Raw genomic sequence first — 25,084 nt, 5'->3', positions numbered from 1 at the left:
CACCACGTCTCACGTCGCGGTTGGCCTATTCACGACCACCTCCATTCGACGACACCCGAACGCAGCCCTGCTGGCGCGCGTATGTCCGGAGACAAAGTCAGATAGCCTTCTTGCGTGCCGCGACGATAAGGCTGGAGCCGAACTTCAAGGGCTTGATGGTCGAGATGCGCCTGACTTCATGCCTTAGCATGGCGCTCATGGCCCTTGTAGCCATGCCATTGGATGTGCCGTGCTCGCGCGCCGCGCTCTCATCGTCCCTTGCCCCTCGCCGGCCAAGGCGATAAGGCAAGGCGCGCGAGATCGCGACAGGTGGAATTAGCGGCGCGAAGAAGTAGCTGCTGAACAGCATATCGAACCTCGTCGACAGCAGGTCCGTGAAGCTTCTGCTCGTGTAGCGTCGGTAGTGCCCTGCCTCGTCATCGGCGCTTGACCAAAGCCACTGGTATGCAGGCACGGTAGCAAAGAAAAGTCCACGTTCGCTCAGAGCGTCAGCCACCTGATCAATGAATGCCGCATCGTCCTCGACGTGTTCGACGACATCGAACGCGCCGATGGCACCCGCCTCCCCCAGAAGGGGCATGGCGTCCAACAAGGTGCCATGGATTACATTCTCGAGCCCGCGAAGTTCACGCGCATGGCGGGCACCATCGGCGCCCGGCTCCACCAGGATGACATCCAACCCGTCATCAACGAGTTTGCGCGCAACGAAACCATTTCCACCGCCGACATCGACGAATCGTCCCGAGGCAAAGAACCGCCCGATCAGTGCCGAGATGCATTCGTTCCGGTGCTTAAACCAAAAGGAATGATCTTCGACTTGAAGGCAGCTGGTGTGTCCCGTTGATGGGTACGAAATCTTGGCGGTCGCGTCCATGTCATTGAGCCTATCACGAAGCCTATGCAGTGCGGTTCCCATTGCCGGACGACGCGGCGATGCCGCCCGAGCATCCAACGGCTATCAGCACTACGTAGCCGGCGGTGGCGATGCGAGCACACCCTGAGATTGCTCCGTTTCTGATTTGGCTGGCTGCGATGTCATGCGTGTGATCGCATGTGAGACCACCGCGCCGAACATCGCGAATGTGGCTGCGCGCGCCGAGACGGTTAGACGCGCGCAGCCTGCGATGATCACGTGTTCTTTGCTTCAGCGCTTGAGTTCGTTCTTTTCCACGGCACCACTCTTCATCACGAAGCTGACGTGTTGGAGTTGTGCGATGTCCTTGATGGGGTCGCCGCCAACGGCGACGAGGTCGGCGTAGTAACCCGGCGCCACGGCGCCCACCTTGTCCTTGATACCGAGCAGGTCTGCGGCGTTGACGGTAGCAGCCTGGATGGACTGCATCGGCGTCATTCCCCATTGGGTCATGGTGGCGAACTGTTTACCGTTCCAGCCATGTGGATAAACGCCGGCATCGGTGCCGAAGGCAAGCTTCTCGCCCACCTTCACGGCGCGCTGGAAGTTCTCGCGCTGCGTGCGGCCCACCAACCTTTCCTTATCGAGCGTGCTGGCGGGAAAGCCTTTTTTTGCGTATTCGCTGAGGATGTAGTCGTCGTTGTAGACATCAAAATCGAGATAGGTGCCGTGCTGCTTGGCCAGCTTCAGGCCTTCATCGTCGATCATGCTGCTGTGCTCGATCGAGTCCACGCCGGCGCGTATGGCCATCTTGATGGCTTCTGCGCCGTGCGCGTGCGCCGCCACCTTCTTGCCCCAGCGATGCGCTTCGTCGACGATCGCGTTCATCTCTTCCTGCGAATATTGCGGTGCGCCCACCGATGTCTCCGCACTGAGCACGCCCGCGCTGGCCATGAACTTGATGACATCGGCGCCGTTCTTGACGTTCTCGCGAACGCGATGGCGGATCGCGTCCACGCCATCGGCGACGCCGTCGACACCATGGAATTCGATCCACGGCGAGAAGCCAGTGGTGTCGTCAGCATGTCCGCCGGTGGCGCCCAGCGGCGGGCCGGACACCAGCATGCGTGGGCCGGGGATGTCACCGCGATTGATGGCATTGCGCAAGGCGACGTCGACATAATCGCTGGCACCGAGATTGCGCACTGTGGTGAAGCCGGCATCCAGCGTGCGCTTGGCATAGATCGGCGAAAGGATGGCCGAGTCGATCGCGCTGCGCTTGAGCACGGACTCGTAATAGTCGCCCTTGACCTCGCCCGGGTCACCGGTCAGGTGCACGTGGCAGTCGATCAGGCCGGGCAGCAGGGTGGCGCCGCCAAGGTCGATCACGTTGGCCCCGGCTGGCACCTGGCCGTCGTAGCGAACGTCGGTAATACGCTCGCCCTCGATCACGACCAGCGGATTGTCACGCACCGTACCGCTTTGCACGTCCACCAGGTGGGCAGCGCGGACGACGACCCGGGCAGGGGCCGCGGCTGGTGCATCATCGGCCCGGGCAACACCGCTCGTTCCGAGGATCAGGGTGATGGCGGCGAAAAGAGGCAGTAAACGCATGAGACGAAATCTCCGTGGGCAATAGGCAAGGTAGCTGTACGGGTGGACAGCCAGACGATGCGCGTTGCGCCACGATCATGCGATATCCCCCGCTGCCACCTTACCGTGGATGGCCGGCCCCTGCCCCCGTCGTTGGTCATGCATGGGTACCCCACCAGGTCGCGCCCCAGGCGCTGGCACGCCTGGATAGGCCGCCTCCGCCCGGCCCCCTTTTCCATCCCTCAATAAAAACGGCCGCTCAACAGGTTGAGCGGCCGTTTCGGATGTGAGTCAGGTCAGGCTGGCTGGAACTCAGCGGCCATCGCGCACATCGTGGATGGCATGCTCCACGGCGTGGGCTGCCTCATCGACGTGCATAAGGGCACGATGCTTAAACTCCCGGCTCTCCGGATCGTCTTCCTCGCGATCGATGTCGCTGTGGACCTTGGCGAGCAGTTCGACAGCCTTATGCAGGCGCCCCGGGCCGTCCATCGGCATATCGACCGCCGGATGATCGCGCAGGTCCTTGCCATCGTCGTACGAAGCGCGCTTGATTTCACCGATGGCGTGGTCGATCTCATCGATCGCCACATCCTCCTGACTGCTGACAGCGGCGTCGCCCGGTCGATGCTCAAGCATCCAGCGAGCCGCGCGAAGATCGGACAACGCGTGCAGATAAGCGGGGTGACGCCCCGGCATATCGGCATACGCCGACAATGGCAACAACATGCCCAATCCAGCAGTCAAAATCATGCGCTTGAACAGCAATTTCATGCGACCCTCCCAGTGTGTAAATGCGCCGGCATTATCAGGGTCGCCATTGAGAAAAGACCATAGCCTTGGGCGGGATCGCAGCTTCGGGTGGATAGCTGATATTCAGAGTGGATGGGCGCATGGCCCCGGGTCGCGCTTCGTCACGACGCGCGTATCGGATAGCAGCGCGAGCTCATTGTCGCCTGACGTTATTCTTCATCAGGAAAAATGTCAGCGCCGCTACAACAAAGGCAAGGGCCACACCAAAGGTCGCGATATCGCCACTGCCATCCCAGGCAACGACTTCGCGGAGAAACAGGACCGCCAGCACGGCGATGACAACGCTGACCAGGTTTCCCTTCAGATCCTCAAGGTTATTGACCTCCAGCCATTTCGGCAGCGGCAATTTGTCGTCAACGAACAGCGAATAGAGGCCGATACTGATGATGTAGATGGCGATGGCGATAAGAAATACATCCACCGCCTCGACGATGCTTACGGCGAATATTTTCACCGACTTGGCCGAGATCGTACCGTTTCGGGCGGTATCGACAACGCTTGCGGAGAGCACAATCGCCTCATAGAAAATCAAGGCCACGAAGCTAAGAAACGTCCCAATGATGGGAACGAGCATGATGTAGCGGCTTGAGGCCAGGATACGGCGCAGCATCGGTGCAACCTCTCTCAGGTGAACACGACTGGGCATGCTGAAGACAGAACAACTTGGCCTCCTCCGGACCGCATGACTCCGCTTTTCAGTGCCGGGCCCATGACCCCGCGTGAGCCGTGAAGCGCCCGTGAAGACTAGCGAACTTGCCAATACCCGTTGGCACTCGGAACGTTAGCTTAGTAGCAGAAGCGAACCATGGACGTGGGCACAAGCCGTACCATGGTCTCGCTTGCCAGCCGTCAACGATTCCTCGGCGACTGCGCATCCACAAGGCAGCCACCCATCAAGCTGACGCTGGCAAGTAGACTGGTCTGATGAAGACGTTTCGTTGGTCACTCGCACGGCAACCGCCCCCCGGAGACCCGATCATGTCAACTACCCACGTCGATCAAGGCATGGTTCGCCTTCGATCCGAACATGATGTGCCGCAAACCATGGAGAAGATCGAGCAGCAGCTCAAGGCACACGGGGTGATGATATTTGCGCGCATCGATTTCAGTGGGGACGCGGCACGTGCCGGGCTCGAGCTGCGTCCAGAGCAGATGCTGATCTTCGGCACTCCAAAGGCCGGAACGCCCTTGATGCAAGCCGAACCCGCCGCCGGACTGGATCTTCCCCTGAAGGCACTCGTGTGGGAGGACGAGCAGGGAACCACTTGGATCGCCTACAACGCGCCTGACTACATTACGCGACGCCATGGGCTGCCGGCAGCCATGACCGAGAACCTCGCGGGCGCCATCGGCCTGCTGGAACAGGCCGCCCATTGAACCTTGGTAGTCGACTGGCCCTGCGCCGCTAGTGGGTTTGCTGGTCCGCGTTGATGCGCGTCATGTACGCGGTGAGCAGGTTGACATCGTCATCGGTAATCGGCGCGCCATAGGCGCTGCGCATTTTGTTGATCACGCTTCTCCACGCCGCTTCCGAGATCAGCGGCTGCTTCAACACCATGTCGGCGGAGTGGCAAATCAGACACTTTCCCGCGGCATCTGCGCCAGGACCCGGCGGAAATTCGGCTTGGCCGGCAGGCAATTGCACGGATACCGAATGGATCGTAATGGGTGCAGTGCGCTCCTGCGCGCTGGCCATATCCATCCCCAGTGCGAGCAACACGAGTTCAAGACAAAGCATGCGGGCGTGATTCATGGCCTTGTCCTCACCCCACCGTGAGCTTGATCGACTCGATCACATTGCGCATGAAGCCGCCGGTATTCCAGTTCGGCGTCATGGGCTGCTCAACACCATTGCTATTGATCGCCTTGACCATCAGCACGTCTTCGCCCTTCGTGCGCGGCGTGTACTGCGCGTTCCAGCGGCGGAAGCTGTACTTGCCGAAGTCCTGCTCCAGCCGCGCCTCTTGCCAGTGCGCACCGCCATCGCCCGACCACATGACTTTGGCTACGCCCGTGTCGCCGCCAAAGGCGATGCCGCGCAGCGACGCCGCATGTCCAGCCAAAACCTTTGCCCCGTCGTGCAGGTTGGTGAAGAAGGAGCGCGGCCCCATGCGATTGATCGGCACGCTCTTGAATCCGGTCTGGCCCGGCGCGACATCCGCATGTGGCGTATCCGGAATCAGATAGGCCTTGGCCATCCAGTAGTTGTCGTCGGTGGTGTCGAGCACTTCGATGTCATTGAGCATCTTGACCCAGTAGGTGGCATACCAACCGGGTACGACAAGCCGCGTGGGAAAGCCATTCAACAGGGGTAGCTGTTCGCCATTCATCCCGTAAGCGATGAGAACCTCGCCATCGCGCGCATGCTCGATATCCAGCGACTTCATAAAGTCCGGCGTAGCCGGAATCAACCCGGTGTCCAGGCCGTTAAAGCGCACTTGCACGGCCCCCGCATTGACACCCGCCCGATCCAGCACATCCTTGAGCCGCACACCGGTCCAGCGCGCGCAGCCCATGGCACCGTTATCCCACTGGCCGCCCGGTACACGCGGATTGAAATGTCCGCGCGAATTGCCAGAGCACTGATTTACCGCCGCCAGCTCGACGGGCTCGAACTCGGTCATGAGCTCATGCAGGCTCAGCGACAGGCTCTTGCCGACCTGGCCATGGACATTCAAACGGAAAGCCGCCGCATCCACATCCGTAGGGATGGAGGCCAGGTGCCAGCGTACATAGAAGCGATTGTTCGGCGTGAATACGCCGTGATCGAATACGTCGAACGGCGTTTCCAATAACGGCGGCCGTCCGCGCAGTAGAATCATCTGACCCTTCTGCGGAAACTCGCTGGTGAGGTCACGATAGCCGTTGGCAAACGGCAAGCGGATGGACGTGGCTGAACCTGCCAGCGCCGTGCCCGCGCCGAGTAGCCCAACGGATCCGAAGAGGCCCGCCGATTGCAGGAAGCGGCGACGTGATGACGCCGTGGGACCTAGCTCGTTGCTCATGTCGGTGCCCTCGCAAGTGCAATCCGTATGCCGCGATCAACGCAGTGTCGCAGGGTGTTCAGCCAACCGATGCGTCGATTGTAGCGCCGGGATCACCTGGCAGGGCAGGCGTTACCGTGCTCTCAGGGCTTCTGTGATTTCGCGCGCTCGGCGACCTGTTTGCAGCTCGCATAGTAGGCCTTGAGTTCATCCCTTACCGGATCGAGTTCGAAGGTGAAGCCATAACGAACGGCACCATTGCGGTCACTGATCCAGGCCCCCATGGACGTCGCCGTCAACAGACGCGCCAGCCCTCCCATGGGGAACGGGCGATCGATCACCAGCGACTGGTTGGCGTCATCCACACTAGCGCGCTGTTCCGGCAACATCTCCAGTTGATCGACCTGGAAGTACGCCCCAGCGCCCCGCGCAGCGAGCTGTCTTGCGCGATCAAGGCCTACCTTGAAGGAGGAACTGAGCGTGAGTCCGTCAGGCCGGCACTGGAAGGTGATCTTGTGCTCGCCGTCGCGAGCGATTTGGCTGAGCTCGAGAAATGAGCCCCCTGCCGACGGGAGATATTTTGAGGTCGGCGGCAAGCGTCCGTTATTGGCAAGCCCGGAGGCGAGCATTTGCTCGGGAGACAACCAGACGATCTGATCGTTCGAGGTCATCGACGCCTGCATCAACGCCTCCTGATCGATGCCCATCTCCTTCAAGTACGAAGCCACTTCACCCGGCACCTGCGGCGGCGTTTCCGCATCTCTACCCTTGGGATTTGTCGTGTTGAAAGAGTTCAGGCCGATGCGGTCGTTACCCGTCACCGCCCATCGATAGAGCCCGCCAAAGTACGCATAGGTACAAGCGCCCACGCATAGGGAGTCCCTGGGTGCTGGGCCCGAACGCAGCTTCTTCCTAGGCGCCCCTAGATGCGTCACCATCGCTTCGGATCGGAATAACCGTCCCAACGCCAGACCGGCTTTCAAATCGCCTCCTGGTGAATTCAGATAGATGTCGGAACCCGGGGGAATCTTCCTCGACTTCATCAAGCCTTCAAATCGACGCGGCGCATCAGCGTCGATGCTGCCGAAGAGATACACCTGGGGAACCCGAGTTAGCGCAAGCGTCATCCGATCATCGTTAACCTGGATGGACAGTGGCTCTGCGCTCGGTCCTTGCGATACAGCCGTAGGCGAATGCGTCGCTGCGCCCTGACCCTGGGCCGCGAGAGTCGGCCCCATGCAAACCGCCAGAAGCAAGACAGGCGACCAGCGCCCGCCGCTGCGGCGAAAGAGACTTTCTTTGGTGGACCGGTGCTGCACCCTAGGCATTCCCGAAGTGACGGTCGTCAAGTCTGCTCTGTTTCGAGGGAACAGCAAGTGAACTCCCTGTCATCGTGGAGCTGAGTGACGATACCTCCAGGACCGTGGCGGCGCCGGGGACAGTCGCCTGATTACCTGCGGTCGCAAGCACGCACGCGATGTCTCACCCAATGGAATGCCTTGTCATCAACATCCCTAGGCCCGGAGGCCGGTGTGGGCAGGGATCGGCCTCACACCGGCTAGAACGCCCAAGCCCCAGGACTGGCAACACCTGTCATTGCCGCCATACCAGGAAAAGGCCAAGTCAGCGGTCGCGTGTAACTTCGGCAGGTGCCGAATCTCCCGACTTCTGTGCCAATGGCAACGCATCGTTCACCAGATGCACCAGGAAGCGACCGGGTTGTTCCTGCATCATCATGTGCGCCGAGTCAGCGAACGAGACCAGTCGCTTCGATGGTGCCTGGATATCGTTGAACCATTGCTCGGCCAATTCGTGCGGCGTGGTGTAGTCGTGCTGCCCCACGTACACGATGACGGGGCATCCGAAGTGCGTCACGTGGTCGAAGTCGACGGCGAACAGCGATGGCAGGAGATGGTCCAGCGAGAACAGGCTGCCCTTGCCGATGGCGTCGAGGTCTTGCTGGCTGTAGTCGGGTGAGAGCTTCTCCACATCGTCTTCGAACTGGTAGTCCTTGCGGCCATAGGCGAGACCGCCGTAGTACATCTCCCATTTGCTGCGCATGCCGATACGGTCGAGCGTCAGCTTGGTGCCTGGATAGGGTGCGAGGGCTTGCAGTTCGTGCACGGCCTCGTCGTTGCCCTGCGCTTTCGCCTGCTGCATGGCGAAGGCGTAACCCACTTCTTCATTGCGGCGCCCGTTCACCACCTGTCCTACCGAGATATAGGCGTAGAACCAGTCCGGGTGCTGCTGCGCCAGATGCACGCCCAACACCGAACCCCAGGAATGCCCGAGCAGGAAAATCTTTTCTTTGCCGAAGCGCTGGCGCAAGTACTGGACCACCTCCGCCGCATCATTGACCTGGCCTTCCACGCTCATGCCCGGCGCCATCGCCTCTTCGCTATTGGCCCGATAAGTCTTGCCGGCGCCGCGCTGATCCCACTGCACCACGGTGAAGTAGTCCTCCCAGGCCGTCTGGAACGTATACGCCTCCGGCATGGCCGGCGAGGCCGGACCGCCGTGCAGGAACAACAGGATCGGGTTGCGCCGGTCCTTGCCGCGAATCGACAGCCATTGATCGATGCCACCGATGCGCAGCTTGATCATTTCGTCGACGCCCTGGGGCGAGACGATCTTGCGATTGCTCTCGAGAATCCGCGTCACCTCGTCACGTGACACCATCGACGATTTGGCTCCGACCGGCGCCGCCGCATTGCCGACAACGTCCGCAGCTGCGGCGACCGATAAGGCATCGACTGCCGCGATGCCAACCACCAGGGTCAGCGCGAAAAGAAATGATGTGCGGAACTTTGCCAAGGTAACTCTCCCCGTTTGGATTTGCGTCGAGCCACTGAAGTCATCCAAGCTCGATGACTGCAGGGCATGGCTGGCGCCTGTGTCCACTCCGCAACGCGGCGCCGTTACCCGACGTCCCAGCAATCCGCGTGCCAGCGAATCCTCAACGGCGGAATCGTGTCATTTCAACTGCTTGCCGGTGCCCGACGGCTGGACATCATCGTCCGCGGACAATGACACGGACGTCCGGGCATGGACGTCCGCGAGCTTGGGTCAGCGTTGAAACGCCGCGGCAATACGTCGCCCCAGCTCGGCGAACAACGCATCACGTTCGGCATCCGAGGCGCGCGAACCACTGAGGAAGGCGGCAACGATGACGGTGTGTCCGTCGGGCCAGGTCAGTATGCCGATATCGTTATAGGCCCCGACTTCGCCATCGAACGATCCGGATGTGCCGGTTTTGTCGGCGAAGCGAACATCCTTGGGCAAGCCTGCCCGCAGACGGTTGGGGATGGTTTGGGCATACATCAGGCGCAACAAGTGCTGCGTCGACTTCGGCGGCAGCAACTCGTTGCGCCAGAGTTTACTGAGGAAGGTGACGGCGGCATCAGGCGTACTGCGGTTGCGCGGATCGGCCATGAAAGCCTGGAATCCGCGCTCGTACCGCGCATCCGTTGCTTCCGGCGACTCGTTCGTTGGCACCGCCTCTCCTTGCACGAGGCCGCTGAACACACGCCGCAGTCCGGCCTCATCCAGGTCCACGCGCATGCCATCGATGCCATGCGCATGCAGGAACGATGTCACGACCTGAGGACCGCCGACCACCCGGATCAGGGCGTCCACGGCCGTGTTGTCGCTTTCGCTCACCGCCGCGGTGAGCAGCTGGTCGACCGTGAAGGTCATTTCCTCGCCCTGGAACCGGGCGCCGATCGAGGGCACGGCCGAACCGCGCATGACCTCGGCGCGCTTGATGGTGACCTGCTGCCCCAGCGTCAACTCGCCTCGCTCGACGCGGGACAACACCGCGGCGGCAACCGGGGCCTTGAACATGCTCATCATCGGATAGGCGTGGTCTGCATTGACTCGCCATGCGTTGCCGCTCTGCAGATCCAACACGGCGATCCCGAGCAACCCGGGACGGGCGCGCTGCGCCAGCGCCTCCAGCGTGTGCTGGAGGTCGGTCTGTGCCACCGCTGTTGAAGGCTGCTCGAAAGCTTCGACGGAGGGCGACAAGCAAGCGAGCGCAAGATTGAGCAAGCATCCGGCAATGGCCGGAGCACGAACACGCGACATCTTCATCGAATACGTCCTTGCAGTCATGGATGATCAGCAGACCAGTTTGCACACCGGAATGGCAAGCTTATGGCTTGTCTCTGACGATATGCAGGGCACCGGGCACGGGAATCCCCGTTGGTGCGATGTTGCTCGCGCCAGTACCGGCAGCGGCAGGGCCTCAGTACGATGCGCATACCATCCCAAGGCAGCATCCTTATGCTCATCGTCCACCACTTGAACAACTCCCGCTCCCAGCGCGTGCTGTGGCTGCTCGAGGAACTTGGGGTGCCGTACGACATCCGACGCTACGAGCGCGACAAGAAAACCATGCTCGCACCGCCCGAACTTCGGGCGATCCATCCACTCGGCAAGTCTCCGGTCATCGAGGATGACGGCCTGATCATCGCCGAATCCGGCGCGATCATCGAGTATCTGATCGAGCGTTACGGTGCCGGCCACCTCGCTCCCACAACGGGCACACCCGAACGCTTGCGCTATATCTACTGGCTGCATTACGCGGAAGGTTCGGCCATGCCACCGCTGCTGCTGAAGCTGGTGGCGTCGCGCATCGCCCACGCGCCCATGCCGTTCTTCGCGAAGCCGATTGCGCGCAAGATCGCGAGCTCACTGCAAACCGGCTTCGTCGATCCGCAACTGAAGCTGCATCTTTCCTATATCGACGAAACACTCGCCAAGACGGGCTGGTTCGTGGGCGATACGTTCAGCGCAGCCGACATCCAGATGAGTTTTCCGCTGGAAGCGGCCAGCGCGCGCGGTGGCAGCCACGCTACCTACCCGCATATCGCGGCCTTTCTAGAACGTATTCATCAGCGCCCCGCCTATCAGCGCGCGCTCGAGCGTGGCGGCCCCTATGAGCTGCTGAGCTGAAAGCCCAGCGCCCACCATTCGGCATACAAACCGCCGCTAAGATGCCCACTTTTCAAAAAGAGAAGCCCCCGACAAATCGGGGGCTTCTGCTCACGCATCTGACACTGCGGGCCTAAGCGATATCTCAAAATGGAAGTGTTGACTACAACAATGTAAGGTTGGCACTTTGCGCCAAAAAAAACAGCTTTTACCCTACAAAGTGAGTCCGTTCAGTCCAACGGTGTAAGGTTGAAGGTAGCCCGTTATCCGGATCGCGCAAGCTGTAAGGTTTTGGTTGCCCCAACCGCTCAGCTGCGTAAAGTTAGTGCCCCGACTTGTGACCCAGCTTGAGTCAACTCCAAATTTAAGCTGGGCGAAGCAGTCAAGTAAGGGTGCGCCTATAGATGTCGAACTGAAGCGTTTCCATAATTGGCTCGGAATTTGGCGCGTCCATCGCAATCTCCTTGAGCTGTTCAAAATCCCTTCGGCTACCGTCCTGGGCGAGCACCTCTGCCACAACCGCCAGCGCCGCTGCCGTGTTCCTTTCCTTCAACCAATCGAACAGATAGGGGATCACCTCGGTTCTTGAGGCCCCTCTCCTAACAGCATCTTCGAACCAGAAACGAGCCGTCCCAGCGCGACTTCCATCCAGTTCGGCATCTAGCCCAGATGAATCGATCGAGGAACCTCGAAAGCCAAGAGCAAGCTCGCTGGTCCGACCGCGTATCACTGGCTCTACATGATTGTGGGCAAGGTCCAACCAACCGCGTTTGATGCAAACATCCCATACTCGGAAAAGATCGTGATCAGACAGTAGATGGAGGTACGGTTGCAGGACTTCTACCTGCCGTGAGCGCGTAAAGCCATCTCGACCATTAATGCCTAGTCCCGCCGTAAACGAAAAATGCTTCAAAAGTGCGCTTGGATCTGTCGCTTCCTCAAGAACAGCCGCGGCAAGTCCAACCAACTTTGGTGTAGCCAGCACAAGCGCTGCCTGTAGAAACCAAGGCACACGACCAAGCTTGCTCCATACACCTAAAAGGATTCGTTCCGCGGTCTCCAAGTCAAGCCGAAGTATCAGTTCGGGAAGAATCCAACCAACGTCATCTTCCTTTTGCTGCGCAGGCGAGCTAGCGAAGTCCTCCAGCGCATCTTGAAGTTTGTCGGTTAATAGGGGACTCCAGAGATAGCGCCCCACCTGCCACCAGTATTTGGGGTTCCCATCAATCTTTAGCAGGATGTCACTGACAACTGTCAGGTCCCCTCGCCTTGCTCGACACCACAGGGAAGCATTGAATCGTACGTCACCAATAGCAACTGTCCGCGCGAGACCAACATCGCGCGAATCGACGCTCGACTCCCAAAGATAAAAGGCCTGTTTTCTCAGATGGTCATCATTAGAATCATCATCAGAGATACCGAACAGCCGATCCTTGCTAGCCCTCGACATGGGGCGGCCTTGCTCATCGCGACGCCGCCACTCGTCCTTCAGGAAGTGATCAATAAATCCCCCGCCATCGGCGTCGCGACTCCGCCTTGCGAGGTATTCGGCTTCATGTTGCACAGCAACCGGATCGTCAACTCCTCTAAGCATGAATGTAATTTGCCAATACAAGGCCTCCGATCTCGCGGCTCGCTCGACGAAGTAGGGGATGGCTGAGCGAGGCACTTCTTCACTGAACTTCCAGTCAACGCCGTAGGCAGCTAGATCGTTCCGCGGGCTGACGCTGTTTACACCATTCTCATGTGGAAGCGCTTCCCATGCGTCGCAAATTGGTGCAAGGGTTGCTTCTGCTTCATCTCCGCAAACACGTGCTGCAGCCCACAGGAACACTCTGAGATGGCGAGAGTCAACACAATGCCGCCAAGCTTCCCGGACCGCGGGCGCGAGGCTAGGTTCCGCGATATAACCCGCTAGTATTAGCGCGCCGACAAGCGCTCGTTCTGGCACTCCTTGGTTCCTTAGGATGGCATCGAGTGCCCGCACCAATGCACTTCCATACTTCTGCCGAACTCGATCAACCAATTCGCGACGTCCAGGGAAGCTAACCTCAAAGGAGTATTCGGTTAGCCAGTTCAGGCCCGCACCGATGTCACCATTCCGAAATCTAGCTTCGAAGAATGCCTGATGCATATCTTCTGCCGGAAACATCGACGTCAGCTCGCTGACAATAGGGTCATCGATTTCAGCAAGAATCACGAGACCAAGATAACGTCGACCGAAGTACTGCGCTCCCCTCCGGCCCTCCGATTGGACCCATTGCTCTATGGCACCGGCAGCAGCATTTGCATAGTCGCCACCGCTCCCTAAGGCGTATTTGAGGGCGTAGAAGGGAACCAACGGACTATCTGTCATCAGTCCGACAAGGCGCTCGCTCTCTAGTCGGCAAATCACCGCGCCCATGCCGACTATCTCGGCAAAGTACGGATCTGAAAAATACGCCGCGCCCGTCAGTTCCTGCAACTTATGACTGACAGCGTCCGCCAGGATGTGAAATAGCACACGATCATGTCTCGCATCTAGGACTTCTCCGCGCCCGCTCCTCGACAGCCGAAGCAACCGAGCATCTGCAACTAATGCGCGCAACGCGGATACATCACGTTCGTTGGTCAGCCAGGACTGAACGTCACGCCAAGTTGGCTGGAGGTTCCGCATCTCCAACATTTCAGTAGCCAGTAGACGAATAGCGTCTTCCAGTTCGCTTGTCGTGAAATGCACTCTTAGGGAGACGCGATCAAGCTCGTCGGCAACATACTTTGCAATGACGTTGTGAGATGGCGCGCTCGACCGGAAGTCGTAAAGGCCAATCAGCAACGGATCATTACCCAGAGCCTTCGCAATCGCGGCGGCGGCCAGCTCGTCTAAGGCTTGCCCAAATTGCGTGCCACGCCTCTGGACAGCCTCGCGGGCTTGATCATCAGTATAGAGGCCGATGACGTGCACCATTCCTGCTTTATCGACTTCCTCCTTCTTGTCGATAGAAGCAAGAAAACGAGGCCACACGGGGCAAGCCAATCGCCACCGTGCGTCAATGGTTCCCGGCGAACTTCGAAGCGCCCAGCTAATCAGTTTGTTGAGCAATCGCTCCGTGTTATCCGAACGATTAATGTCTTCAACGACCACCAGCAGTGGTTCAAGCTCAGAACATAGCTCAAGTGCTCGCGTACCTGAGTTGGCCTCCAGTGACGATGAATAGCGCCGCAACTCAATATCGAGCGCCTCCTCAATCGTGACGGCCTGCCGGATCGTTTGATCCTCGATGACAATACAGGGTCGATTTCGCCGAAGGGCCTCGGACAGGGCACTCGTGCAAACGGTTGTCTTACCCATCCCGGAGGCACCGGACAGTAGTGCATGGCCCGACAAATAGCTCATATCACGAGCCACGACCTCGTCGGCCGTTGTCTCGACTAATCTACTAGACAAGCATTTCTTGCCGACCCGCAGAAGCTCCTTCATTGAGAGCCGAGTCGGATTCACACCCAAATATTCGAGCCGGATGGCTTGCCCTTCCGGATTGGTGTCCAAAAATTGTGCCAGCCGAGACACCGACCAAACATCGATCGAAATGTCATTGGCCTCTGCCAATTTGTGTGCCTTTACGCGTACTTCTGCCGGCTCTTCGCGATTCGTCGTTAGAGCAAGAGTTGCCTCCAAGCCCGGGCAATCCTTTCGGATCTCCCCTATTTCTTCAATCGCCTTGACCAGGTCGCCAGCCGGCTGGGTTGGTTTCCTTCCCTTCTTTCGAGGCTTGACCGTAGCCGGGTCATGCAACCACTTTCCATCGAGATCGCCACGCGCTGCCGTGGTGTGGGCCACCGCAACCAGCATAGCTCCACCGCCCGTATGCACCCAGCCAACGTTGTCGAGAGGTGCCTTGACGGTCTTACCATCGGTATTAACCCCTTGATGTGACAGGTTCGCGTAGAGGCTCGGTATGGCACAGCGCAATACAGCGGTGGCGATACGCTCAAACTGAGCGGCATCGGTTATGGCCGCAAGGGCAGAAACAGTATCGTTGAACATCGGGAGCCTTCCTCTTGGCAAAATCCCCGAAAAACTCGGCAGGATTTCCGTTGCAAATGACCTCACATCGCGCACATAGCTAACCATTACTTTGACTTGCGCGAACGTCGCTCTTTCGGCCTCTTGAGTCTCTTCTCCAGTTTAAGTGCGAGATCTTGAATGTACGTCCGAAAGCGCTCCCCCGATACCGCAACCTCCTTTCGTCCGGACATCAAATCATCCGTGTACACCCGCCCCAGCCGATGAACAGTCATAACCTCAGAGGGATCGACGGACGAATTCTCCATGTAGTGTCCGAAAGCTCTCTTGGCGTGCCAGTCGTTTAAGTTTACAAATGAAAAGAAGCCGTCAAAGGTCGACTCGGCAGAAACTTCGTCGTCACTCATCGCCGCATATCTCTTCAACGCCTGAACATAGTCATCTGCCGAAGTGGAGAGCGCACCGAAATGCCTCTTATGCGCGGCATCCACGGCTTCGAGACGGCGTCCTCGCCATCTCCAAAGTCGGATACCGGCGTTGAGTGGCTCCATACCTTCGTCCTCCCACCAGTCCTTAAATAGCGACGGGTAAAGATCAATCTCAAGAATTGTGTTCACATGATTGTGTTCACTTTGGCTCGCCGTGAATCGAATCGAATTCCTTATTCCTTTCCTCTCCGCGAACGCCTCACACACTTCGTCAAGCAGACCATTGGCGAAGTCGCAGAACAGGTTATATACGTCAATCGTCTCGTCAAACGTCCTTCGCTTGTTCTTGAAGTGCATCTTGAAGAACCACTTCCTCGTCATGCCAAGGCATTCCGCGAGGGCGGAATGTTCCAGATCCATGAAGGTCATGCTGTGAAAAACGAGCATCTGATGAAAGATGTCTTCGGAATTCATCATGGCAATATCCCATGCGTACTCCCCTGGGCCACCATGGTCGCCGATGCCAATTTTCAGAACATAATTTGCTTGAGACTTGATCCTATAGAGACCCATAACTAGCGACTCCTTCGGAAAGATCAACGCCTGATGCATGCTTACATCGCGCAGGTTCTTGAGCATTTCATACTTATCAAGATTTTTTTCGCGATAGACGGAAACACAAGTCTTTAGCCAATCTGGCGCATTCTTTGTCGACGACTCGACGAAGAAGAGCATAGATCGGAGACAGTTATTTAGATTGAGGATGAAATCCTTTGGGTGATGATAGGAGGCATCCAACAGTAACTTGTTGTCGAAAAGTATCTCGACGTTCTGCACCAGAAGGGCGCGCTCGCAGGACATGCACCGGAAGAAATCCGACTCTCTCTCTAACTCGAACATGACACCTATCCCCTGACTAGTTTTGCAGGCCGCAGCCTATTCCCTGCTCATCCGCGAGCGGAACTACGCAAATGCACCGGAAATCAGATCCATCACTTCTTGGGTGATCGATGCCGACTCACTGAAGAACAAATGTGCTGCGTACTGATCTCCGAAATGCCTGTCCAATCCGAGGGATCTTTCTAGCTTGACCGGAAACGCGTGTATCGGTGCGCCCTGCGAAAGCATGGCAATCGTGTCGTTAGTCTTCTTATGGGTCGCCTCAGCGTCCTGCTTCATACCCTCATGGATGTCGAGATCGTGGATCACCGCATAAGGGATAGAGAAAGCATTTAGAACCCTCTGGAAGAACGGGATCGAATCCTTACCCCCGCACGCTATTACCGACCAGCCCAACTCTTCGACGCGGGCCACTATACGGCCCAACGCTTTCAGCGTTGCCGTCACTGCGATGATGTCCTCCGGCCCTTCCACAAGCATCACTTTCTTTGCGAAGAACAGGTCGTTCATCGCAGGGTTGAGCATGGTGAACCCCTTAAAGAGCTTTCGATCATCCAACCCATCGAATGCTGACTTGTCACACCCTCGTACTAGAGTTCCTTGCTCCACCGTCAGCTTCGAGATTATCGCTATCTTCTCGGCATCGTAGGCGTCAATAAAAAAGGACGAGTGCGTCGTGTAGATAGCCTGGTCAGTCAAGGAGAACGCCGACAGGACGTCGTACAGAAGTTTCGCCAACTGGGGATGAATGTAAAGTTCTGGCTCCTCAACAAGCAAAATGATGGGGCTCTCTGGCGCAGCCGGTATCGCATCGTTGTTCTCTACGAGCCGGTTTCTCTCGTTGAGAATGAGGGTTTGAAGCAGCGTGAAGACGACACACCGCTGCAAGCCATGCCCCTTCGCGAGAACATCGGTGTTCATTCCGTCGTCGACAGATAGCGAAACTCCCGCCGAGAAGAGGTCTTGTACTTCGTCGATCTCTACGGCAAAGGAAACCTTTTGAACAGTAGGCATCACCCTGCGGAGGAGTTCGGTAATTTTGTTCTCAACGGAATCGAGCGTCTGAATGCGCGGCACGCCACCTGCTGAGGCAGCCGGATTGAGGAGAGAGCGAATAGTAGCCAGTGCAGTTTGAAGCTCAATGAAGCGCGGGTCTCTTTGGAGTAACCGATCCGACAGTGCAGCCATAAGCCGACGAAATGTAGACGTAGATGAGCGCCGATCAATCTCATCAGAGTAGTCCGTAATCGCTGGAAGCAAATAGACCCTGGGCAGCGCCGCGATCACATTGCTTTGTAGGCCGAGGGCTTGCGTTTGCTTCAAATCTGGCTCGTCGTAGTCGACCTCATTCTCCAACAGGAACCGAGCCAGAGCCTTTACGTAGATCGTCTTGTTGGACTTACCGTCCTCTAGAAAGTAGTCAGGAAGGCCATTTTCCCTAGCTACATCCTGCCATTTGGGGCGATCCCCAAGCCGCTCCTGAATCTTCGGGATGGAAAGGAACCAAGAGCTCGGCTCTGCTTGATATCCGTGAAAGATCGCTTCAGCTTTCGCGCGCCCAGTGTTGTCGTCCAGAGTGAGTGAAATGTGCTTCTCCAGAATCAACTGGTCAGCGATCAAGTAGGGCCTCCAACGAAGCCGCTCTTGTTGTGTCAGGTCGGTGAACGTCCCTTTGATTACGACGACAGCGGCCTGATCAAAGAAGTCATCCTTTCCGACCTTGCCAGACCCCGCAGAAAGCAGAACCTCGATAGCGCGCAGCAGGTTGGATTTACCCGTATTGTTCTCGCCGACGAGCGCAAAGAGCTGGGTAACGTCAAATTCGCCAGAGTCTTTGACAGACCTAAAATTCTTTACGTGCAGCTTGATCAAGCGCATAGAACTCCTCCCCAAAAAAACATCCTGTAGCACTAAGATTTCGCAGCGCTCTCGTCTGACTCGAACGAGTGCAACCGGCCCGGAATCGAGCCACGACGAAAAAGTCACTATAGAATGCAGCATCGACCAACCTCTTGCAGGCTTTAGTCACTCGGGAGTCGCGATATGAAGCACCCCATACAGTCGCACCGGCACCTGTTCCCCCTTGCCCAGTGGCCCCTCTCCGCTGGCGCACGAGACACGTGGCACATGCTGCGCAATCCAGCCAATGCGCGCCACGTACTCGAATCCGTCGGGCAAGCCTCGGCCGCCCATACGAAAGAGAGCCTCGCAGAGGCTGATGGCATGCCGCCGCCAGGTGCTCGCATCCTCGGACCGGATGACTTCAACTCGGATGGCACTTTGAAACGCCGGTAATCGAATCCGGCGAACTGGAACACGGGGAGGGTCAAAGCAGTTTGATCCGGGATCAATTGACCAGCTTTCAATTGGCCTAAGCGCGGCTCTACAAGCCATGCTCACTGGACTCAAGTCATTGAGTCTCGGAGGAGCGGGATCGTGATCAAACAGCCTGCTAGAGGCCTGCTACGCCCGCGTTTAGCTGCTGCGAGCCCTGATGCTGCCCAAGCCAGCTAATCCAGGCGGTGTCCGGTCCGACGTCGCAACTAAGCCATCCCTAAGCCACAGCTAAGCAAGGTGGATTTCAGGCAAGCAAAAGGGCACTTAGCTTCCGCTAAACGCTTGATTCAATTGGCGGGCCGTCTAAGATTCGAACTTACGACCAATTGATTAAGAGTCAACTGCACGAAGCTTGCGCGGCGCCGGTTGACGGACATTTCTTTTTACGGGTCCGGGTCGCTCAACCGCCTGATGCGCCCATTATCCGACTCTAATTTTCACGGGGGCATAGTGCCCACAGACCCTCACCTGCCGCCACTGGCAACTTTCTAACCCGACAAGCGCTTGCCTTCCAGTTATTAGGCCTCAGGTGGAACCGGCATCGTGTATACCCGCGGCTGCTTCAAAACCTGCTCGTAATTCTTCTTAAAGTCCTGGAGCGCTGGCCCATGTTTCTTGCTGTCCTCCAGCGCCTTCTTTATCTGGTCATCCGAGGGTTTAGACGGCGGCGTTGGTGGGAAGGGCGGGCCATCGTCGCAATAGAGCCGGCCATTGACCGCTAGTAGGGCCCCGCTTCCGTCACCGATGTCCCAGAGCCAACCTAGATCGTCGAGATAGAAGGTTTGATTGAGAATCGCAACAAGGCCGTCCGCGGGTGAGAAAATGCCTCCTTGATTGAATGGCCGCCCCCATATGTCGTTGTAATCGTGGTCACGGTTGGGAATGGGGCCGGCGTAGTACCACTTATTCGTCTTGGCGTTGTATTCGACTACGTATGGGTTTCCAGCAATGACGCTGGTGAGCGGAGCTTTTCCAGAGATTCGAACGTGGCAGTCGTAGCCATTGGCGAGCGCATCCAACAGCTTTTGCTTGAGGGCGCTTGGCGCACCGACGGTTGGCTTTTGCGACGATTGCGTATCTGGAGTTGCGGCATGAGGAGGGCTCGCCACAGCACAGAAAGACGCAATAAGTGGCGCACCAACCAACAACGACAAGCACAAAGCTTTCCGTTCCATGAGTGACCCCTTTTCGCAGTTGAGTACTGAACCCCCGAGCCGCGGAAGCTGTGTTGCGGCCGCCCGAAGGTTAAATGCGCTAGTTCTGCCGTTGGTATCATCCGGAAGGCTAGGAACTACCTGTCAGTACCCCCCGTTCGGTCACCTCCATGACGCCAAGGTCGTCGTTCGGCCTCTTTGCTTCGACTAAGGAGATACAACCTCCGTCCGCTGCGATGGGGTGCGTGGCGCTGGACACCATCAAATTGCCCGCAACAAGGTCGCGCCCGGTCATCGAGGGTGGTGCATGGCACCACCCAAAGGGAATGCGCCGGATGGTCGCCATCGTTTGTCAACACTCTCAAGCAAGACGACTGCGTGGCACGTGCATTCGACGTATCCGTACGTCTCGACACGCAACCGGAGGACGTCGGCAATGAGCTGTCGTTCCCGCCTCACATCGCGAGCAGCTGTTAGATGCGGTGTATAGCGGGCAAACGCATGGCCCACGGTCGGTCTGACAGGGAACGCCTGCTCAATGGCCGAGGCCAAGGTGTGAATGGGCTCGGGCGGGGTCGGAGCGAGCCACACTGTCGACGGGAACGTCCGCACCTCCTCCAGATGGAAAGACAGCGGCCCATAGCTTCCAACTACAGCACTGAGTCCTGCCCGCACGTCCGCCGTAACATCAGCGCTGTCAAGGAATGGGTACACCAGGGTGATGTGGGCGCCAAGTCCGCGCCGGGCGGCTGGGTCGTAGCGGGCGCGCAGCTCGCCAACCAGCGGCTCCGCTTCGGGCACTAGCAGCGCCAACAATGTCCGGCTCATACCTGCTCGTCCGCGGGCTACTTAGCATTCACCCCGATACCTGGCCAGCGCCCTGGCCTTCTCGTCAAAGGTGTCGCCGGTGCTATAGAACCCGGCCATATCGCAAAACATATTGAACTGGACGGCGCACGCTTCGCAGCCGCACTCTCCCGCGCACCGCGGAAGGCAGGTTGGCTTACAGGTGCACGCGATGGGGTCGACCAGGTCGGCGCTGTAGCCTGCCGTGTTGGGATAGCGACGTAGACCTTCGGGGGTTGGCTCGCTCATGCCCCCCATTATCCGCGCAAAGCGCGCCTAGGTCAGGTTCCGGCACTAGCGAGCCTCCGTCTCTCGGAGGATGATTTTCCCATCGCCCCGGTCCGACACAGCCAAGCTGGCGGATCGCAGATGCATGTACCCCTCACTACTGCGAGGAGCGGCGGCATATGGGCGCGAAAAATGGATTGATCGGGGCGGTATCGGCCGTCCTGTCGATACTCCTCCTCGTAGGCGTCATCACCATCGGTTCGTCGTTGGCGGCATGCTCGGGCCCCAGGGATACGAGCACCTCGCCCAATCCTGAAAGTGGGAGTCGGTCTCCTCCTGAGGCTGCGAGCCCGCCACCCACCGCGACAGCTGCGGCGCCAGCATCCACGGCGGCAGCGGCAGCCGAGCCGACAGTGCCAGTTGAGCAGCCCGCGCCAGCGGCGGCGCCGCCATCCACGGCCGACGCGCCAGCTGCCGAGCCAGCATACCCTCCAACCGCAAGCCTGCCCCCACCGCAGCCTGAGCCTCACCACCCGTCCGTGCATCCCCCTACCTCACCGCCGCCCCCTCCGCCTCCGCCTGTTGCCAACGAGGACCCCAACCTCGCGTTCGCGGCACTGGATCGCGAGCTCAAGGCGTTACCGACGGGTCAGATCGCTTTCAACACACCCACCACACTAAACGTAAAGCAGACGGCCCACGTGCAGTTGTTGTTGGACATGAAGAAGACCGTGGAACAACTGACCGCGGAGATCGCGGCGCCGGGTAGCAAACAAGGTGCAAGCATCAAGATTGCCGAGCAGATGGAGGCACGCCTGACCGGCCCGCAATTTGCTATCACGGCCATCACGCCGGAGCGGCAGGCAATTGGAGCAGACGACACGGTGGAGTGGGCATGGGACGTTGTACCGACGATGTCTGGAACGCACCCGTTGCACCTAACTCTGTCCGCGATCATCAAAGTTGGTGACACACCCTCAGAGCGCGTGATGCGCACATTTGATAAGGAGATTGTTGTGGAGGTAACCGCGTGGCAGCGAATCACCGACTTCGTATCGAACAACTGGCAGTGGCTTTGGGCGGCGTTTGTTGCACCAGTCGGCCTATGGGGCTGGAAGCGCTGGCGCAAAGTGCCATCTACGCCCGGGTCATGAGGACGACGGGTAACCCGGGCAGATCCGACATACGGGCTCTCTGGGCCTGCTCGCTCACAAGGCGATCGGCTGGACCAAATCCTCGCCCTGACTCTTCACGTTACCAACGGCTTTCGTGACGGGGTAGTAAGCCAGCTCAGTGATGTCCCGCGCGTCCAAAGCGGCTTTGGCGATCTCGATGTCGCCACGAAGCCAATCCTCCCAGGTTTCGGGTGCAAGGATCACAGGTTGCCTGTCATGGATCTGCCCCGACACCGGGCCGGCCTCGCCAACGATAATCGTGTAGCTGTGGACTGCACGTCCCGCTTCGTCCTTGGGGTCATGCCACGATTCCCAGAGTCCCGCGAAGAGCAATAGCTCTCCCGCTGGGTCGTGGATGAAATAGGGCTGCTTTACCTTAGGTTCGCCCTTCCACTCGAAGTACCCCGAGGCGGGGACCAGGCACCGCCGGTGCTTAAACGCCGAGCGAAACGCCGGTTTGGTGCCGACCGTTTCCACTCGCGCATTGATTGTGTTGAAACCGATCTTGGCGTCTTTTGCCCAGCTTGGAATCAGGCCCCAGCGGAACATCTGCGCGGCGACACCCTTCGGGTCCGCAGTGACCACCAACCCGTGATGAGTCGGCGCGACGTTGTACTGCGGTTCTCGCTGATTGACGGCACTGACCAGGTCAAGGTCCAGCGCATCGAGAGCCGCCTTGGCTCGACGGGATAGTTTGACCGGCCCATACAGCGCATACCGTCCACACATAGGTCATGTGCTCAGTTGGTGGGCGCGCAGCCCGTTGTCCTCCAGCATAGCGTCGATCTGCCCGGCCACCCAGTCGTACTCAGAGGGGCCCGCTTGGTCCAGGATCTCGTCAGCGCGGCCGGCGAATTCGGGCCAAAAATCGGCCGGATCTGGATTTTCGCGCAGCAGGCGCCGAACCTGGAGGTACAGGCAATTGAGCTTGACCTGAAGATCGTCGCGCGTCATTGCCATCACCGTCTCCGGCGCGACGGGCGGGGCCTGACAACCACAGCCGGATAGGGCCGCCCGAGACAATCGCAGTGGTGACTGGGTAACGGCGCAGGGTACCCGCCCACCGGCCGCTCAGACGGAAGCACCAGGCGTTCCTCGCGCCGAGCCAGGAAGCCCTTCACCTGCCGCTTCGCCCAGGCGATGGAAGGTGCGGGGTGTGGCCCCGCGTTGCGGGCACCCCGTTCAAAGGTGAACTCCCACGCATCTCCCTTAGGCCGGATAGTCGCAAGCGTCACATGCCCGCTCGATGTTTGAGCCAGCATCGTTCCGTCACTGCCTGGGGGAATCACCCATACGATCATGGAGGCGAGCGTACGCCCGGGGTGTCTCAGAGATTCGGATGCGCAGCCACGACACTCTGTGCCGTTATTGGATGCCGTAGCGGACGGGCAAAACCCGCCCACGATAGTGCCACGCATTCCGCGAGTACCATCGCTGGTACCCGCGGCGCTTTTCTAAAGACCTATTGCGCTAACTTGCGTCAACCGATCGTCGGCAACCACTTAGCAATAGCCTGCCCAATCTCGTCCGGTGAGTCTTCCTGCACGTAGTGCACACCTTTCACCGTGACCTCGGTCTGAGCCGGCAAACTACGAGCGAATTCCAGTTCTGCCGCCCCCGACAAAATCCCGCCGGGCTCGGCGCTTATGAAAAGCTTCGGGACGTCGCTTGTCTTCAACCACTTTCCATAATCCTTCACGATCTCAAACGTATCGACGGGATTCCCCTCAATCGGAATCTCGCGAGGCCAGGTTAGCGTCGGACGACGCCCCTCTCCCGGCTCAGCAAAAGGCTTACGGTAATGAGCCATTTCTTCCTCGGAAAGTTGACGCAAGATCGCCCCAGGCAGGATCTTCTCGATGAAGAAGTTTTCCTCGAGAACCATCTTTTCGCCTGCTTCACCGCGAAGGCCTTGCAAGGCGGGGCGCATATCGAACTTGTCCCAGTGATCCCAACCTTGCGGAATGATGATCGCCTCCATGTATGCAATGCCCTTCACAGCCTTGCGATGGCGATTTGCCCAATCAAACCCGAGCGCCGAACCCCAATCATGGATAACTAGCGTCACGTTCTCACGGACATCGAGCGCTTCCAACAGTGCATCCAGGTAACGACGATGCTCCACGAAGCGGTACGACCCCGGGCCGCTATTCGGCAACTTTGCCGAGTCACCCATGCCAATCAAATCGGGCACGATGCAGCGACCTAGCTTCTGAAGGTGGGGCACTACGTTGCGCCATAGGTAGGACGAGGTCGGATTGCCATGCAGAAACACGATGGGATCACCTTCGCCCACCTCTACATATGCCATCTCGCTGCCGAGTACGTTCTTCCGCTTCTTTTCGAACGGAAATGCTGAAGAGATCATGTTAATTGCTCCCATGGATGGCAACTGATTCGCACCCCTGCTGCGGCACCAATTAACCACCAATCGAATGAAGTAAATGCCAAGTGAAATTCCTTGCGTATGCGTTTCTATACGCAAGGCTTACGAGTTGCCCAACCTTGCCGCTCCGGGCCCAATAGCCAGTGAAATCGATGCGCGGCCTATCGGCTTCCGCCGGGCGTATTTCGCTCCATCTGCTCTGATGAGAGGGAGAGATGTCCTGAAGACATCTTCACTTCACCTTCACGACGTCCGATCGGAAAGCATCCGAAAACACCACCGCCAACTTTGACGCCAAGCGCTCAAAGCCACTGCCTGCCCGATGTCCGTCCGATTGCACATAACCGTTTCCGTGACGTTTGGGAGGTTACGCTTGCAAATTACGAGTGTCAAGCACTCATGCGCCAGTGAGGGAACACTTGTTCATTCTTCAGCTCCCCTAAGGG

Annotated in this window: 20 protein-coding genes; 3 read left to right on the top strand and 17 right to left on the bottom strand. The window is 58.5% G+C overall.

What is annotated here, in order from left to right:
• Positions 1 to 97 precede the first annotated feature (97 nt).
• From OUZ30_RS03800 to OUZ30_RS03785, 4 genes are all read right to left on the bottom strand, one after another.
• Entirely contained in the window at positions 98 to 874 is a 777-nt protein-coding gene (locus tag OUZ30_RS03800) for a class I SAM-dependent methyltransferase (protein ID WP_266180855.1), read from the bottom strand.
• Between the two features lie 270 nt (positions 875 to 1,144).
• Positions 1,145 to 2,467: a Xaa-Pro dipeptidase gene (locus OUZ30_RS03795; protein ID WP_266180854.1), complete on the bottom strand. Its 1,323-nt coding sequence runs from the start codon at positions 2,465 to 2,467 to the stop codon at positions 1,145 to 1,147.
• 291 nt (positions 2,468 to 2,758) lie between these two features.
• Positions 2,759 to 3,220: a hypothetical protein gene (locus OUZ30_RS03790; RefSeq protein WP_266180853.1), complete on the bottom strand. Its 462-nt coding sequence runs from the start codon at positions 3,218 to 3,220 to the stop codon at positions 2,759 to 2,761.
• 172 nt (positions 3,221 to 3,392) lie between these two features.
• The gene (locus OUZ30_RS03785; RefSeq protein WP_266180852.1) at positions 3,393 to 3,869 is read right to left on the bottom strand and encodes a YqhA family protein; all 477 of its coding nucleotides are present in this window, start codon (positions 3,867 to 3,869) and stop codon (positions 3,393 to 3,395) included.
• Positions 3,870 to 4,237: 368 nt separating this feature from the next.
• Here OUZ30_RS03785 and OUZ30_RS03780 point away from each other — a divergent pair, with 368 nt between their 5' ends.
• A complete protein-coding gene (locus OUZ30_RS03780) occupies positions 4,238 to 4,636 on the top strand; it encodes a DUF302 domain-containing protein (RefSeq protein WP_266180851.1) in 399 nt (132 codons plus the stop codon).
• A 28-nt stretch (positions 4,637 to 4,664) separates the two neighbouring features.
• Here OUZ30_RS03780 and OUZ30_RS03775 read toward each other — a convergent pair whose 3' ends face one another.
• From OUZ30_RS03775 to bla, 5 genes are all read right to left on the bottom strand, one after another.
• On the bottom strand, positions 4,665 to 5,012 hold the full coding sequence (locus OUZ30_RS03775; protein ID WP_266180850.1) for a hypothetical protein: 348 nt from the start codon (positions 5,010 to 5,012) through the stop codon (positions 4,665 to 4,667).
• A 10-nt stretch (positions 5,013 to 5,022) separates the two neighbouring features.
• Entirely contained in the window at positions 5,023 to 6,264 is a 1,242-nt protein-coding gene (locus tag OUZ30_RS03770; protein WP_266180849.1) for a molybdopterin-dependent oxidoreductase, read from the bottom strand.
• Between the two features lie 122 nt (positions 6,265 to 6,386).
• Positions 6,387 to 7,370: a hypothetical protein gene (locus OUZ30_RS03765; RefSeq protein ID WP_266180847.1), complete on the bottom strand. Its 984-nt coding sequence runs from the start codon at positions 7,368 to 7,370 to the stop codon at positions 6,387 to 6,389.
• 496 nt (positions 7,371 to 7,866) lie between these two features.
• A complete protein-coding gene (locus OUZ30_RS03760) occupies positions 7,867 to 9,057 on the bottom strand; it encodes an alpha/beta fold hydrolase (RefSeq protein WP_266180846.1) in 1,191 nt (396 codons plus the stop codon).
• A 252-nt stretch (positions 9,058 to 9,309) separates the two neighbouring features.
• Complete coding sequence (gene bla / locus OUZ30_RS03755; RefSeq protein WP_266180845.1) at positions 9,310 to 10,335, bottom strand: class A beta-lactamase; 1,026 nt, start codon at positions 10,333 to 10,335, stop codon at positions 9,310 to 9,312.
• 192 nt (positions 10,336 to 10,527) lie between these two features.
• Here bla and OUZ30_RS03750 point away from each other — a divergent pair, with 192 nt between their 5' ends.
• A complete protein-coding gene (locus tag OUZ30_RS03750) occupies positions 10,528 to 11,199 on the top strand; it encodes a glutathione S-transferase family protein (RefSeq protein WP_266180843.1) in 672 nt (223 codons plus the stop codon).
• Between the two features lie 361 nt (positions 11,200 to 11,560).
• On the opposite strand, the gene OUZ30_RS03745 is transcribed toward OUZ30_RS03750, so the two are convergent.
• The 5 genes from OUZ30_RS03745 to OUZ30_RS20400 all read right to left on the bottom strand — a co-directional run bounded on the left by OUZ30_RS03745 (position 11,561) and on the right by OUZ30_RS20400 (position 20,831).
• The gene (locus OUZ30_RS03745; RefSeq protein WP_266180842.1) at positions 11,561 to 15,205 is read right to left on the bottom strand and encodes an ATP-binding protein; all 3,645 of its coding nucleotides are present in this window, start codon (positions 15,203 to 15,205) and stop codon (positions 11,561 to 11,563) included.
• 86 nt (positions 15,206 to 15,291) lie between these two features.
• The gene (locus OUZ30_RS03740) at positions 15,292 to 16,512 is read right to left on the bottom strand and encodes a hypothetical protein (protein WP_266180841.1); all 1,221 of its coding nucleotides are present in this window, start codon (positions 16,510 to 16,512) and stop codon (positions 15,292 to 15,294) included.
• 63 nt (positions 16,513 to 16,575) lie between these two features.
• Entirely contained in the window at positions 16,576 to 18,384 is a 1,809-nt protein-coding gene (locus tag OUZ30_RS03735) for an ATP-dependent nuclease (protein WP_266180840.1), read from the bottom strand.
• 983 nt (positions 18,385 to 19,367) lie between these two features.
• Positions 19,368 to 20,024 carry a hypothetical protein gene (locus OUZ30_RS03730; protein ID WP_266180839.1) on the bottom strand — a complete coding sequence of 219 codons (657 nt, stop codon included), beginning with the start codon at positions 20,022 to 20,024 and terminating at the stop codon, positions 19,368 to 19,370.
• A gap of 270 nt (positions 20,025 to 20,294) precedes the next feature.
• Positions 20,295 to 20,831 carry a 2'-5' RNA ligase family protein gene (locus OUZ30_RS20400; RefSeq protein WP_425601473.1) on the bottom strand — a complete coding sequence of 179 codons (537 nt, stop codon included), beginning with the start codon at positions 20,829 to 20,831 and terminating at the stop codon, positions 20,295 to 20,297.
• Positions 20,832 to 21,778: 947 nt separating this feature from the next.
• Between OUZ30_RS20400 and OUZ30_RS03725 the strand changes: the two genes are divergently transcribed.
• Positions 21,779 to 22,231: a hypothetical protein gene (locus tag OUZ30_RS03725; RefSeq protein WP_266180838.1), complete on the top strand. Its 453-nt coding sequence runs from the start codon at positions 21,779 to 21,781 to the stop codon at positions 22,229 to 22,231.
• Between the two features lie 54 nt (positions 22,232 to 22,285).
• Here OUZ30_RS03725 and OUZ30_RS03720 read toward each other — a convergent pair whose 3' ends face one another.
• The 3 genes from OUZ30_RS03720 to OUZ30_RS03710 all read right to left on the bottom strand — a co-directional run bounded on the left by OUZ30_RS03720 (position 22,286) and on the right by OUZ30_RS03710 (position 24,620).
• The gene (locus tag OUZ30_RS03720) at positions 22,286 to 22,981 is read right to left on the bottom strand and encodes an SOS response-associated peptidase (RefSeq protein WP_266180837.1); all 696 of its coding nucleotides are present in this window, start codon (positions 22,979 to 22,981) and stop codon (positions 22,286 to 22,288) included.
• A gap of 3 nt (positions 22,982 to 22,984) precedes the next feature.
• Positions 22,985 to 23,212, bottom strand: coding sequence for a hypothetical protein (locus OUZ30_RS03715; RefSeq protein ID WP_266180836.1), 228 nt, complete (start codon positions 23,210 to 23,212; stop codon positions 22,985 to 22,987).
• Between the two features lie 520 nt (positions 23,213 to 23,732).
• Positions 23,733 to 24,620 (bottom strand): haloalkane dehalogenase, encoded by an 888-nt coding sequence (locus OUZ30_RS03710; RefSeq protein WP_266180835.1) that lies wholly within the window; start codon positions 24,618 to 24,620, stop codon positions 23,733 to 23,735.
• Between the last annotated feature and the right edge of the window lie 464 nt (positions 24,621 to 25,084).

Origin of the sequence: Dyella humicola (assembly GCF_026283945.1) — a bacterium.
Lineage (GTDB): Bacteria > Pseudomonadota > Gammaproteobacteria > Xanthomonadales > Rhodanobacteraceae > Dyella > Dyella humicola.
The sequence above is the reverse complement of the archived record's forward strand: the minus strand, read 5'-3'. Positions and strand labels throughout refer to the sequence as shown.

What these genes read in the sequence shown, in the direction of transcription:
- OUZ30_RS03775 (WP_266180850.1), bottom strand. Translation starts at nt 5,012, where the DNA reads ATGAATCACGCCCGCATGCTTTGTCTTGAACTCGTGTTGCTCGCACTG.
- OUZ30_RS03790 (WP_266180853.1), bottom strand. Translation starts at nt 3,220, where the DNA reads ATGAAATTGCTGTTCAAGCGCATGATTTTGACTGCTGGATTGGGCATG.
- OUZ30_RS03765 (WP_266180847.1), bottom strand. Translation starts at nt 7,370, where the DNA reads ATGACGCTTGCGCTAACTCGGGTTCCCCAGGTGTATCTCTTCGGCAGC.
- OUZ30_RS20400 (WP_425601473.1), bottom strand. Translation starts at nt 20,831, where the DNA reads ATGAGCCGGACATTGTTGGCGCTGCTAGTGCCCGAAGCGGAGCCGCTG.
- OUZ30_RS03720 (WP_266180837.1), bottom strand. Translation starts at nt 22,981, where the DNA reads ATGTGTGGACGGTATGCGCTGTATGGGCCGGTCAAACTATCCCGTCGA.
- bla (WP_266180845.1), bottom strand. Translation starts at nt 10,335, where the DNA reads ATGAAGATGTCGCGTGTTCGTGCTCCGGCCATTGCCGGATGCTTGCTC.
- OUZ30_RS03715 (WP_266180836.1), bottom strand. Translation starts at nt 23,212, where the DNA reads ATGGCAATGACGCGCGACGATCTTCAGGTCAAGCTCAATTGCCTGTAC.
- OUZ30_RS03710 (WP_266180835.1), bottom strand. Translation starts at nt 24,620, where the DNA reads ATGATCTCTTCAGCATTTCCGTTCGAAAAGAAGCGGAAGAACGTACTC.
- OUZ30_RS03770 (WP_266180849.1), bottom strand. Translation starts at nt 6,264, where the DNA reads ATGAGCAACGAGCTAGGTCCCACGGCGTCATCACGTCGCCGCTTCCTG.
- OUZ30_RS03780 (WP_266180851.1), top strand. Translation starts at nt 4,238, where the DNA reads ATGTCAACTACCCACGTCGATCAAGGCATGGTTCGCCTTCGATCCGAA.
- OUZ30_RS03745 (WP_266180842.1), bottom strand. Translation starts at nt 15,205, where the DNA reads ATGTTCAACGATACTGTTTCTGCCCTTGCGGCCATAACCGATGCCGCT.
- OUZ30_RS03785 (WP_266180852.1), bottom strand. Translation starts at nt 3,869, where the DNA reads ATGCTGCGCCGTATCCTGGCCTCAAGCCGCTACATCATGCTCGTTCCC.
- OUZ30_RS03795 (WP_266180854.1), bottom strand. Translation starts at nt 2,467, where the DNA reads ATGCGTTTACTGCCTCTTTTCGCCGCCATCACCCTGATCCTCGGAACG.
- OUZ30_RS03740 (WP_266180841.1), bottom strand. Translation starts at nt 16,512, where the DNA reads ATGTTCGAGTTAGAGAGAGAGTCGGATTTCTTCCGGTGCATGTCCTGC.
- OUZ30_RS03750 (WP_266180843.1), top strand. Translation starts at nt 10,528, where the DNA reads ATGCTCATCGTCCACCACTTGAACAACTCCCGCTCCCAGCGCGTGCTG.
- OUZ30_RS03800 (WP_266180855.1), bottom strand. Translation starts at nt 874, where the DNA reads ATGGACGCGACCGCCAAGATTTCGTACCCATCAACGGGACACACCAGC.
- OUZ30_RS03730 (WP_266180839.1), bottom strand. Translation starts at nt 20,024, where the DNA reads ATGGAACGGAAAGCTTTGTGCTTGTCGTTGTTGGTTGGTGCGCCACTT.